We start from the raw sequence: 12,021 nt of genomic DNA on the forward strand, positions 1-12,021 counted from the left end.
TGGTTTACCGCTTTGGGTATTTCCACAATGGCATTCAACTTGAACGGTTTCAACTTCAACCAATCGATTATCGACTCTCAAGGTCGCGTCATCAACACCTGGGCTGATGTTATCAACCGCGCTAACTTGGGTATGGAAGTAATGCACGAGCGCAATGCTCACAACTTCCCACTCGACTTGGCTGCTGGCGAAACAACTCCTGTGGCTTTGGTTGCTCCTTCCATCAACGGCTAAGTTTTAGCTTGAGATCACAAAAAGCGCTCCTAGAAATAGGGGCGCTTTTTGTTTGGGAAAAATTCTGTGTTTGTATTAATTCGCGGACGCACGGGTGGTCAGAAACCGGGTTTTTTACGAAAATTTTTCGTTGTAGTCCACAGATTAGCTAAAAAACCCGGTTTCTCTGGTCTGATGGGTAAGTCCTTGCGATCGAGTTTTATTCGCGTATGGCAGATCAATATGATGCGGTGAATGCTTTTATGTAATTGTTGAGGTAGAAGTTGAGAAGTGCGATCGAAAAATTATGCTTTAGCCTCACGTTTTGCCTTTGCTGCTAATGACGAGAGTATCATCTTCTAGGAGCATCTCAATTACCTCACGCAGATTCTCGTGTAACTCATCCAAGGTTTCTCCCTGAGAATGCGCCCCAGGAAATCCAGGAATATAACCAACGTAAAGCTTGGTATCAGAATCTTTTTCGATGATAGCGGTAAAGGTTTTCATAAGATTCGCTTTCTATCCGTTAAATGTAAGAAATGTAATCTCTCATAAATTATATAAGATTTCACCTGCACTGAATGTATGCTTTGAATACGGGATTGAGGAGAAAGATCGATCGCCCTCCTACTTGTACTTTTTCGACTAAGCCGCGTCGGGCCAAAGATTGTATGGCTTGCCACAATTGCGATCGGGATAATTCACTATCTGCTGGTGGTTGGGAAATATCTACCGCATCATCTTGAGTTGCTAACCATTGGCTCACCTTTTTTTCTGATTCCGATAAACGCTCTAGGTGAGATTCTAAAAGGGGTTCTATGTCCCCTAGATAGATATCATTTCCCTCGGCCAAAAACCGGGCTACATTCCCGTCAAATAATTCTAAAATTGTTGAAGCTATGATGTTTAACCATGAAGGATGACCTTGATAAAGGTTGATTAATTCCGACCATTGTTGCTCGTCGGTTAATCCTTTTTCTTTGAAGATTTCTCCTGCTTGTTCTCCTAAGCCTTTGAGGTGTAAGGTGCGAGTGGGTCGGTTTTCTCCTTCTAAAGTTGTGATTTCTCTGGGTTTTTCCCAACTGAGGAGGATTAAGCAACTTTGGTGAGATGATGTGGCAATTTGTTTGAAAAATTTACTATAATCTTTAGATTCTGGTAAATATTCACCTGCTAATTGACCGCTGCTAAATATATTATGTACATCATCCAATATTACTAAACAACGATAGGATCGAAAATAATCGAGGATTGTTGGTAATGGGATTTGTTGCGATTGTAAAAAAGTTTGTTTGAGTTGGGTTTGCAGTGTTGAGAGTGTGGGAGTGTTACTGAGACTTTGCCAAATAATGTAATCAAATTCGGTTTGAGTTTGTTGGATGAGTTGGAGGGCGAGATCGCTTTTGCCGATTTCACTTAATCCGTATATAGCGATCAAGCGGGTGTGGGCTTCTAAAATCCATTGTTTGAGGGTGGTGAGTTCGGATGTGCGATCGTAAAAGCTTGTTAATTCGGGTGCGTTGGTTAAATCGATGATGGGCGATCGGGCTTTATTTTGGGGAGAATCTGGGGGAAAGGGCGATCGGGTTTCTGTATTTTTAATATTTTGTATAAATTGACAGCCAATATTAATATTATCAAATAATAAACAGTCACCTGATTTAGAAGCTTGATCGACTCTATATTTTTTCTCTAACTTAGAACGAAAATTAAATTTATTAAGGTCTTCTCCTAATTCTTCACCCAGCTTTTCCCATAACTTAGCCGCTTCTTTTTTAACGTGAGATTGGCTACAATTAAAATCTTTAGCTATTTGAGGATATTTCTGTCTTTGCCAAACACCCGTCAGTATTGCTTCCTGTAGGGGTGTGAGATTTGCTCCAGTTTTATCAACAATCAAATTATTAGCCCATTGTACAACATCTTCAACATTCATGGGTCAGCGTTGAGTGAGGTTGATTGAACTATATCCTACCAAATCCTACTTTGTCAACTGTATTATACTAAACTTTACTAAACTTGGTTCAGGATAATTATAAAAATTGTGTACTAAATCCAACCGTTTTGAGTTGTAAAAGTTAAGAAAAATAAATAAAATTCATTCAACCAATAAATTTATCGCAATTATGTCCAATTTCTTGTTTCCCGAACCTCAACCAAGTTGGGAAGATCACAATGCAATAAAGATTTTTCCCCTTAGTTCAAATATACTAAACATAGCCTTGACTGGCGCTAAAGCTGAGTTACAAAAGTTTTTCGGTTCGCCCACTGCTTTAGAAAAACTAGATCGAGTCTTTGATATTACGGATCAAAACGCGGCTCATATATTGATTGAAAATTCCGCAGTAGGCATTTTTGAACAAATTCCCCATATGCAAATTGTCAATGATGCAGGCATGAATGGGGCACAGGGAGCTTTTTCCGAAGCTACAAACACCATCTATTTATCAGATTCCTTGGTGCGCGGTGACAGCCTGAAAGTTCAAGAGGTTCTGCTTGAGGAACTAGGCCATAAGTTTGATACTTTGCTCAATCCGGGTGGGGATACTCCTGGGGATGAGGGAGAGTTATTTAAGGACGTTGTTTTGGATTTACCTCTAAGTCAGGCAGAGTTGCTACGAATTCAGACAGAGAATGACTTCGGCACTGTTGTCATTGATAATCAGGTTATCCCTGTTGAACAATCCTACAATAGCCTAATTACTTCATCTCCTAAATTAACTAAAAATCGAGGTGGCTGGTCAGATAACGATAACTACCCTCGTTTATCTGGTGATTTCAACGGCGATGGTCAGGATGACGTTGTAGGCTTTGGTGCGGATAACCTCTTTGTATCTTTAAGTAATGGTAATGGCACTTTTGGCACAGCAAACTCTACTTCTCCTAGCGCCTCTAATGGGTTCACCAAAAATCGCGGTGGTTGGACAGATAACAATAACTATCCTCGTTTGATTGGTGATGTCAACGGTGATAATAAGGATGATATTGTGGGATTTGGTTCCAATAAAGTCTTTGTATCCTTGAGTAAAGGCGATGGTACTTTTAACCCTCTTATTGGTTCTATTCCTAGTCCCTCTAATGGTTTTACCAAAAATGTAGGTGGTTGGTCAGATTACAATAACTACCCCCGTTTCTTAGGTGATGTTAACGGTGATAAGAAAGCTGACATTATCGGCTTTGGTCAAACTAACGTTTTTGTATCCTTGGGTAAAGGCGATGGTACTTTTAACGCTCCCATTGCCTCTACCCCTAGCGCGTCTAATGGTTTCACTAAGAATCTAGGTGGCTGGTCCGATCAAAATAACTATCCACGCCAAATTGGTGATGTTAACGGTGATGGGAAAGCTGATATTGTCGGCTTTGGTCAAGCTAACGTTTTTGTATCCTTGGGTAAAGGCGATGGTACTTTTAACGCTCCTGTTGCTTCTACTCCTAGCGCGTCTAATGGTTTTACTAAAAATGTAGGCGGCTGGTCGGATAACAATAACTTCCCTCGCGTGTTAGCTGATGTCAATGGTGATAAAAATGCTGACATTGTGGGCTTTGGCACTAATAGTGTCTTTGTATCTTTAAGCCGGGGTAATGGCAAGTTTGATGCTCCAGCGGCCTACAATGTTAACTTAACTAAGAATCTGGGTGGCTGGACTGATAATAATAACTATCCCCGTGTAGTTGGTGATGTAAATAAAGATGGTAAGGATGACCTGATTAGTTTTGGTGCTAGTGATGTTTTCGTCTCCCTATCTGGAAGTAGTGTGAGTTCGCCACCGCCGCCGCCACCTGGTAAATACCAACTTCCTTACCCCGACGGTACAACTTATAAAGTAAATGCCGGAAACAATAACGGCGGTAATCACTCCAATCAATGGAACAGTTATGCCTGGGATTTTGATATGCCTGAAGGTAGTACAGTAGTCGCTACAAGAGGTGGTAAAGTCATTAGCTTGTATGAAGGTTCAAATACTAAGTTGAGCTCGGAAACTGGTTGGGAAAAATACACCAATTATGTACTTATCGATCATGGAGATGGAACATCTGCACTGTACGCTCACTTAAAATATAATAGTGTACTGCCAAATGTAGGCGATTCTGTAAGTCAAAACCAGCCAATTGCCCAAAGTGGAAATACTGGTTACTCGACTGGTGCTCATCTACACTATTCAGTGCAAAGGACTCCCAGCTATGTCCCACCTGGAGGTTTCAAAAATACCGGTGGCTATTGGCAAGCATCTTTACCAAGTTCTTTCTCAGATCCAGGTGTTTTAAGCAAGAATTCTAATGGCGTGCCTACTTATCCTAACAACTATACTTCGTAGGTTGTTAGAAAGTAAGAGATTAAGCATTTCTGGGTAAAACTTAGAAACGAAATAAAATAGGATTTTTTTAAATTGCGATCGCCCTTCCCGTACCATCCTTGGTGACAGAAGAAGGGCGATCGCACTTCCCGTACCATACCCTATCCCACAAGAAGCGCGATCGTTTTATTTAAAATAACTGACAAAACCCTTTCAACTTTAGAGGTTCTCCCAATCATTAATATCAACTTTAGCCTGTCCCAAAAATTTAGCTAAAAAGTTCGCACTGATATCGCCTTGATGAGGATTGGGGATTGTGATACGAAGGCTATCTTTCAACATAAACTGATGCCTTTTTCCCGACGAATAGTGGCCGTCAAATCCCAGTTGTTTCAGATAATAAATTAAGTGTCGAGGTTTGACTGGTTTTAAAGGAGGCATCAGGCAACTTCCTTGGTAACTGTAAGGTCGATATTATCAAGGACAGGTAAAGGAAGATTCAGGGTGAGACTAAGTAAGATCCAGTCTTCCAATACCTCTTGCAATTCTTCTCGACAAGCTTCGAGAGTAAGAGCATTTGCATAGACTCCCTCACAGATAGGAATTTCTCCGTAAAAAGTCCCATCATCAGGAAAAATTTCATACTTAGCTTGCTTCATGGCAGCTTGAATGTATTTAATTAACATATTAAAGTGCTGTCCTTGTTGTTAGTAATGTGTGTAGCTTTTCATTGATATCGTAGATAGTGATGCGCGTACCTGCGATTGTTAGTCCTCTTTCTGTACGGATGATAGCTGTTGTTTCGTTGGATATGGTTCAATACGCTTGGGTTAAGAATATCCGCTCAATAAACGATGTGAAAAATAGACACTGCGATTGCTTCGTTCCTCGCAATGACAACTGCTAACTGAACAATATTGGATATGGTTGTCATTTTTATAGCCTCCTCGAAGTGAGATATATCTTCCTAGCTGCTTAAATCAAATTATTAATAATATTAGCAATGTTCGAGAGTTCGATCGCCCTTTCATGAAAAATCAAGCTTTTGAAATAACTCGGCAACCGCCAGAGTAAAGCCAGGGACGATATCTTCGCCATCTAGGGAGTCCGCAGACTTGAGCAGGCGATCGGGTTCCTGGCCCGATCGATACACCAACACATACTGTTCTTTAGGATGAATCACCCAAACTAAACGCGATCCATTGTCAAAATATTCTACGAGTTTGTTGTGAATTTCTTCGACTGTATTGCTAGGAGAGAGGATTTCTACAGCCAGCTCCGGCGCACCTTCTAGGAAGCCATCGGGGAGGTCATCTAGCCCTTGCAGGCGTTCTTTTGCCATGAAAGAAACATCAGGCGATCGCTTATTCCCTGATTTCATCTTAAAAGCAGTGCTGGAATCGAACATCGCGCCTAGCTTTTGAATGTGGACATAACCACCGAGCAAAATCATTAAGATACTACAAACATAACCGTGTTTTGCACTCCTGTTTCCCATATCAATTAGTTCTCCATTTACAATTTCGTAGCGGTGTCCATCTCGGTTGAGTGCCATGAATTCGGCATCCGTCCAGATTTTTTGCTCCGGTGGGGTTTCCACTTGATTTTCAGTTGGGTTTTCCGTGGGGTTTTGAACTAGAGTAACCATAGCTTTCTCCTAAACTTATATTTCTAGTTAAACAGAGTGTCGAGAAATGGTGGCAGGAAAAAAAATATTTGGTTCGATCGCGATCGCCCTTAAAGACTAATCCGGCGGTAGACTTCAGCCATCGGCAGTTCTATATTCAAGCTGTGCAGCTCGATCGCCCTTTCAATCCCATCGTACACTTGCCACTGCCAGCGATCGCTACTTTGGCGATCGAGATTGTGATATTGTTCAATATATGGTTCAGCTTGACTGACCAGCAAATATTCACAAAAACTAGCAAGAGAGCGATATTTACGGAACTTTTCACCTCGATCGTAGGCTTCTGTAGATGGCGAAAGAACCTCGACAATCAGTAAAGGATTGAGAATTTCATCTGTGCGAGATCCATTGAATTCCGGTTCCCCATTGACAACCATCAAATCAGTGTAGGTTCCGCACCCATATTCGGGAATCCAAACCCGCAAATCGCTGTTATACAAGCGAAAATCGGTGTCTCTGAGCAAAAATCCCAAGTAAATTAACAAGTTACAGGCGATCGCGCTGTGGACTTCTGAACCTCCTGACATAGCAATAATCTCTCCGTTACAATATTCGTGACGTTCTTCGGCAGTTTCCTCGATCGCCCGGTATTCATCTGGAGTGAAACGAGTTGTCGCATCTGGAGAAAGGTTTGGCGGGTTGGTTGAAGCAATGACCACGATCGCACCTCCTAAATAATTAGACCTGAAATAATTATGACCTACGGCTAGATAATTGTTCTAACCGAGAGGTCTTTTTCTGGATTCCCTTCAAATTCTATCAAGAACTCTCCATGGCTTTGTCCGCTGCTGCTTCACCCTCGCTAAATTCTCGCTTTCCTTTTACCTTTCACACTCAACTGCTTGGTAATCGATGTATAATAATGCAAAGCAAAAATCAGATTAATTCCAAAAAATACCAAAGTTAAAACAAAGGTAAAAAAAGACGCAAACGACAGCGCGGAAATCATCGTAAACATCGCCAAAATGATTGAGCAAAACCCAAAACCGGCAGCAAAAGAACTTAAAAGCAGCAACCGCACCTTAGACATAGTTTAATTTAAAATTTATCAGTAAAATGCATTCTTGGCAGCTACAGACGAGTGCCAAATGATACTTATTACTATATAGCGAAATTGCTCAGTTGGGGCAAGAAATGAGAATTAAATAACTTACAATTTTTATTGTTCTTGTGGGATGGGCTCTTGAGCATCGTCCAGAAAGGGCGGGCTACAAGAGCCCATCCCACAAACTTGTGTAAATTATTTAATTCGCGCTCCTAAGGGCAGAACGGCTGTTTTCCTAAAAAGGTTTGAATTCTACGGCAAAATACAGCCCGCGCTCTTGCGAACTCTTGTCGCCCGACTTGATGCCAATCAAAGGAATACCCCAGCCCAAGCGAGCATTCCACCTCTCACCGTACTGCCACCGCAAGCCCAATCCCGCTGACAGCAAAGTATTCGCTTCCAGAGCCACCCTTGTCCCGCTATTCCAAACATTACCAACATCCACAAACGGCGTCACCTGCAAAACACCTTTTTTGTCCCCGGTGCGCCAAATCGGATACCGCAACTCGGCAGAAGCAAAAATCCCGCTATCCGCAAGCATTGCATCCTGACGGTAGCCCCGCACTGTATCCGGGCCGCCCAAACCAAATTGCTCGATCGGCAAAAGCTCAGCGATTGCCAACTGCACCTCCGATCGCACAACCAGCAGCGTCTGGGGAGCCAACAACCGCACGTACTGCAATTGACCCCGCCACGTCAAAAATTGACCGTCAGGCTCGCTGTTGCTCGTGGTAGCGCCAAATGCTGAGACTCCCAGATTGAACTGCGATCGCGCCGCCAAGACATCCCTCTCTCCCCGTTGAGTAAAATCCTGAAACAGCCTCAGCGCTGATACCCTAGTTCTACCGCGAGCATCAGCCCCCGGCGACAGCGGAAAATCCTCACCCAGCAAAGATGTATCGCTTTCTCGCCTGCCAGCACCGATACCAACAGCGATTTCTGTTCTTGCAGTTTGGACGATCGGCTGGCGGTAAGTCAACTCGTAAGCGCGGCTCGAAGCTTCAATATCCAGCCCGTCAAAGGGCTGCTCAACAATATTGCTGTTGCTCCGGCTGGCATTAAAAGTTAGCGTACCGTTGCGCGCATTCACCGGCAGCGTGTAGCTCAAATCGACTGCGTTGCTACCTTGAGTATTTGTATAAATCAAACTCGCACTATCACCCAAACCCGACAAATTAGCCTCGCGGACTTCGGCCCCGCGCCGCCAACTCCCCACACTCGGAGAGCGAGAATTGTCAGTAAAAATCCCCGCTTGGAAAGTTTTTGCTTCTTTGACTCGGACTAAGAGCAAATTTAAACCCGGACGAGAACCCGCTTGTAGTTCCGCTGAGATATTTGCGACTTGGCCGCTCAGTTGCAGCAGTTGCAAAGCTTCTAGCAACCGCTGTTCGTTCAGCGGGCCTCGTCGGGTAGCTAAGAGTAATCGCTGTCTCACGTAGTTAGGGCGCAGCCTCCTAGTACCGACTACATTGATACTTTCCAGCTTGCCTTCTAGCACTAATATTCTCACAACCCCACCCGCGATCGTTTGCGGTGGAATCAACGCACCGGAAGTGATATAACCTTTGCTGATGTAAAGTTGACTCACCGCAGAACGAGCTTCCAGCAGTTCGGAGAAAGTCAGCGGGCGGCCTACAAAGTTTTTGAGTACAGCGTCTAATTCTTGTTTGCTAAAGACGGTGCTACCGACTACTTTAAATCGATCGACCTTTATCGTACCCGGAATATTCGGCAATTCTTCAGCCGGTCTCTGTAGGGGGACTGGTGGCAAAAGCTGTTCTACCGGAGGCAGGGGTGCTCTGGGCAAGGGTTCTGGGAGGGGAGCCGGATTTGGCAGTACCGGGTTGGGAATGGGAATTTCTTGTCGGTTGTCTCCTCGGTTCGGTAGCTGGGCGAGAGTCTCTGGCGTTTCAATTGGGGGAATGGCCGCAACTTCCGGGATGTTGTTTTCTGGCTCTTGGCTATCTCTATCTAATTCTGAAGATGAGTATAAATCAGGAGGCCGCCGATCGCGATCGTTTGCGGTTTCTGGATTAAGTTTTAATTGGGACTGTAAATTATCATTAACTATTGGCGATCGTCCGCCTGACTCACCAGCAACGATCGGCTCACCAACATTTTGAGCTGTTAGCGATGCGGGGCAAATAGCTGTAATTGAACAACCAAGCGCTATTGCCGTGAAAAATTTGATTTTACAAAACCCTCTGGAAGGTGGCAGGGGCATGATTGATTAACAATAATTGATAGTTATTTACACTTACGAGCAGGTGTTCCTGACGCAATTGCAAAGATTAAAGTAACTTTATCACTTTTGTTTAAGACTTAAGTCATTAATTCTATAAAAATAGACTTGACAAAATACACTTTTTATGTTTTGTTGAAAATGTATGAAAAAAGCTCCGACTTCCCCAAGCTAGCGCTGTAGGTAGGCGGAGCATTCTATCAAAGTTGTCAGTCGATTTTAGATTTTGGATTTTAGATTTTAGATTTACTCTCTCATTGAATTTGGGAGCTTGAACCTTAGTCTAAAATTTTGGAATCGACCCTAAGCGAGGGTCGGGGGCTGGTACCCATTCAAGACTTACGCAAAAAACCCGGTTTCTTTCAAAAATCATCGCTTTTTTCGAGAAATATTGACGCAGAAACCGGGTTTTTGACGAAGCGTGCGTCCAGGACTGCCATTTTTGGGCGGGGTTATCTGAGAAATCGGTGAATTTTGATAGAAATTACTACATTTTATTGAGCTGCGATCGCAATTCTTCCAACTCAGCGTCAATCACCGGACTCGACTCGGAGCTAGTAGGAGCAGCCGCAGTTTTACCCGCTGGCGGCAATTGACCTTGAGACACAGAACCTCCGCTCAGTTGAGCCTTCATCTGAGCCAACTCGTCGTCAACATCGCCACCACTTTCGAGCAAGCGGAACTGTTCCTCTAAATTGCTGCCGCCAGCCGCCAATTCTGCTGAAGCTCCGGCGCGGGCTTCTATCTGCAAAACTTTTTCTTCCATGCGATCGAAAGCTGCCATTGAACTGCCAGTATTCAGAGAGCCAATAGTATTGTTGAGCTGTTCCTGAGCCTTAGCAGCGGATATCCTCGCCTTGAGCATATCCTTTTTAGTCTTAGCTTCCGAAATCTTGCTTTCCAAACCGATCAAGTTGCGCTTGAGGCTTTCCACCTGACCCGATTGCTGTTCAAGACTGGATTTTAGGGTAGCCGCAGTTTCAGCGTGAGACTTTTTGCGTACCAGAGCTTCCCGCGCCAAAGTCTCGTCTCCTTTTTGCAGGGCGAGTTGAGCGCGCTGCTGCCACTGATTAGACTGGGATTCAGCTTGATTGTACTGAGTCTGGGTGCGCTTTTGGGTGGCGATCGCGCTGGCAACGGCTTGACGCAACTGCACCAAGTCTTCCTGCATATCGGTAACGGATTGTTCTAAAATCTTTTCCGGGTCTTCAGCTTTGTTGACCATATCGTTAAGATTGGCTCTGACGACTCGGCTAATGCGGTCAAATAATCCCATAATGCTATTTTTCCTGGGTGAGGTGTACGAGGTAAGCGGAAAAGCAGTCTTTAGTCAGTAGCCTGCTCAGGGTGAAAATCAGTTTCAGATTTTTAGTGCGATCGAGCCTTTGGCAATTTTGCAAACATATAAATACAGTTTAAAGCGATCGAGTCAGTGGTGCAGACCAGCTCATGAATGCACCTATCTATTGAGTTTAACTTCGATCCGGGAATTCCCCAACAGGCTTGTGGGCTATCTCTAGCTGCGCTGTTGAGAAGTTTTTGAGGAGTGCCAACTATTGTGCTGTTGACTGGGGTTCAGGATGCAGGCGGCTCCCCCGAGGGTAATTTGGGTGTATTCTTCTTTCCCGGAAGCATTTGTGCTTTCATCGCCGCCAACTCGGCATCGACATCGCCGGCACCTTCGAGAGAGAGAAACTTCTTTTCTAAATCGTTACTTCCGAGTTCTGCGATTGCTTCGGAGCGAGCTTCTAGCTGCATGACTTTCTCTTCCATTTTTTCAAACGCGCTCAAAGCACTGCCGGTATTGAGATTGCCCATCATTTCTTGCAGCCTTTCCGACGATGCGGCCGATCGAGCTCGGGCAATGTACATATCTTTTTTAGATTTTGCCTCAGAAATTTTACTTTCGAGCGATCGCATATTTTCTTTAAGTTGAGTCACCACAGCGTTTTGCTGTCCGAGACTGGCTTTCATCGCCGTTGCCGTTTCTTGATAGGATTTCTTGCGCGTCAGAGCTTCCCGCGCTAAATGTTCCTCGCCTTTTTGCAAAGCTAGCTGCGCCCGCTGGTACCATTCTGCGGCTGTGGACTCAGCTTGCGAACACTGGCGTTCGGTGCGTTTTTGAGCGGCAATCGCCCCCGCTACAGCCTGTCTGAGCTGGATTAAATCTTCCTGCATATCCATTACAGCTTGTTCCAGAATTTTTTCTGGATCTTCAGCGGCCCCGACCAAACTGTTAATATTGGCTCGAATCACTCGCCACAGGCGATCGAATAATCCCATTTTACCTCTCTCCCGATTTTATTAAATTTTAGATTTTGGATTGGAAAGTGACAATAGACTTGCATTGCATTAATGCCCTCTCGTATCTTTAAATTATCTGCGTCGATCTGTGTTGCATCTGCCTTGCATCTGCGGTCTCCCGATCGCTCAAAGATTTATGCAATAATTATAATTTAAAAACCAATTTTGTGTTAGACAAAACATCGATCGCTGTCTAGCTTTGTCTAACAATTTAGTTAAAGTTTTTCACTCTTTA

General features: G+C 44.0%; 10 protein-coding genes and 1 pseudogene. 2 read left to right on the top strand and 9 right to left on the bottom strand.

Translation table 11 applies throughout. The annotated features are described in order from the left end of the window. Positions 1-234 (top strand): annotated as a pseudogene (locus tag QUB64_RS29170) (photosystem II q(b) protein); the annotation flags it as partial. Positions 235-531: 297 nt separating this feature from the next. On the opposite strand, the gene QUB64_RS29175 reads toward QUB64_RS29170, so the two are convergent. Continuing rightward, complete coding sequence (locus tag QUB64_RS29175; protein WP_265234902.1) at positions 532-720, bottom strand: type II toxin-antitoxin system HicB family antitoxin; 189 nt, start codon at positions 718-720, stop codon at positions 532-534. A gap of 61 nt (positions 721-781) precedes the next feature. Then, positions 782-2,149: an NB-ARC domain-containing protein gene (locus tag QUB64_RS29180; protein WP_333277391.1), complete on the bottom strand. Its 1,368-nt coding sequence runs from the start codon at positions 2,147-2,149 to the stop codon at positions 782-784. A 190-nt stretch (positions 2,150-2,339) separates the two neighbouring features. Between QUB64_RS29180 and QUB64_RS29185 the strand changes: the two genes are divergently transcribed. Further along, the gene (locus tag QUB64_RS29185) at positions 2,340-4,529 is read left to right on the top strand and encodes an FG-GAP-like repeat-containing protein (protein ID WP_333277393.1); all 2,190 of its coding nucleotides are present in this window, start codon (positions 2,340-2,342) and stop codon (positions 4,527-4,529) included. A gap of 198 nt (positions 4,530-4,727) precedes the next feature. Here QUB64_RS29185 and QUB64_RS29190 read toward each other — a convergent pair whose 3' ends face one another. The 7 genes from QUB64_RS29190 to QUB64_RS29220 form a co-directional block, all read right to left on the bottom strand. Next, positions 4,728-4,949 carry a type II toxin-antitoxin system HicA family toxin gene (locus QUB64_RS29190; protein ID WP_333277395.1) on the bottom strand — a complete coding sequence of 74 codons (222 nt, stop codon included), beginning with the start codon at positions 4,947-4,949 and terminating at the stop codon, positions 4,728-4,730. After that, the gene (locus QUB64_RS29195) at positions 4,949-5,194 is read right to left on the bottom strand and encodes a type II toxin-antitoxin system HicB family antitoxin (RefSeq protein ID WP_333277398.1); all 246 of its coding nucleotides are present in this window, start codon (positions 5,192-5,194) and stop codon (positions 4,949-4,951) included. The genes QUB64_RS29190 and QUB64_RS29195 overlap by 1 nt, the downstream gene beginning before the upstream one ends. Positions 5,195-5,535: 341 nt before the next feature. Next, positions 5,536-6,156 (bottom strand): Uma2 family endonuclease, encoded by a 621-nt coding sequence (locus QUB64_RS29200; protein ID WP_333277400.1) that lies wholly within the window; start codon positions 6,154-6,156, stop codon positions 5,536-5,538. 89 nt (positions 6,157-6,245) lie between these two features. Then, complete coding sequence (locus QUB64_RS29205; RefSeq protein ID WP_333277402.1) at positions 6,246-6,854, bottom strand: Uma2 family endonuclease; 609 nt, start codon at positions 6,852-6,854, stop codon at positions 6,246-6,248. A gap of 621 nt (positions 6,855-7,475) precedes the next feature. Then, a complete protein-coding gene (locus QUB64_RS29210) occupies positions 7,476-9,464 on the bottom strand; it encodes a ShlB/FhaC/HecB family hemolysin secretion/activation protein (protein WP_333277404.1) in 1,989 nt (662 codons plus the stop codon). 505 nt (positions 9,465-9,969) lie between these two features. Next, entirely contained in the window at positions 9,970-10,758 is a 789-nt protein-coding gene (locus QUB64_RS29215) for a PspA/IM30 family protein (RefSeq protein ID WP_333277406.1), read from the bottom strand. A gap of 299 nt (positions 10,759-11,057) precedes the next feature. After that, positions 11,058-11,765: a PspA/IM30 family protein gene (locus tag QUB64_RS29220; RefSeq protein ID WP_333277408.1), complete on the bottom strand. Its 708-nt coding sequence runs from the start codon at positions 11,763-11,765 to the stop codon at positions 11,058-11,060. Positions 11,766-12,021: the final 256 nt, after the last annotated feature.

Source organism: Microcoleus sp. Aus8_D2, assembly GCF_036702665.1.
Classification (GTDB): domain Bacteria; phylum Cyanobacteriota; class Cyanobacteriia; order Cyanobacteriales; family Microcoleaceae; genus Microcoleus.

Excerpts from the sequence above, each read along its gene's own strand:
- QUB64_RS29175 (WP_265234902.1), bottom strand. The coding sequence starts at position 720 with ATGAAAACCTTTACCGCTATCATCGAAAAAGATTCTGATACCAAGCTT.
- QUB64_RS29180 (WP_333277391.1), bottom strand. The coding sequence starts at position 2,149 with ATGAATGTTGAAGATGTTGTACAATGGGCTAATAATTTGATTGTTGAT.
- QUB64_RS29185 (WP_333277393.1), top strand. The coding sequence starts at position 2,340 with ATGTCCAATTTCTTGTTTCCCGAACCTCAACCAAGTTGGGAAGATCAC.
- QUB64_RS29190 (WP_333277395.1), bottom strand. The coding sequence starts at position 4,949 with ATGCCTCCTTTAAAACCAGTCAAACCTCGACACTTAATTTATTATCTG.
- QUB64_RS29195 (WP_333277398.1), bottom strand. The coding sequence starts at position 5,194 with ATGTTAATTAAATACATTCAAGCTGCCATGAAGCAAGCTAAGTATGAA.
- QUB64_RS29200 (WP_333277400.1), bottom strand. The coding sequence starts at position 6,156 with ATGGTTACTCTAGTTCAAAACCCCACGGAAAACCCAACTGAAAATCAA.
- QUB64_RS29210 (WP_333277404.1), bottom strand. The coding sequence starts at position 9,464 with ATGCCCCTGCCACCTTCCAGAGGGTTTTGTAAAATCAAATTTTTCACG.
- QUB64_RS29215 (WP_333277406.1), bottom strand. The coding sequence starts at position 10,758 with ATGGGATTATTTGACCGCATTAGCCGAGTCGTCAGAGCCAATCTTAAC.
- QUB64_RS29220 (WP_333277408.1), bottom strand. The coding sequence starts at position 11,765 with ATGGGATTATTCGATCGCCTGTGGCGAGTGATTCGAGCCAATATTAAC.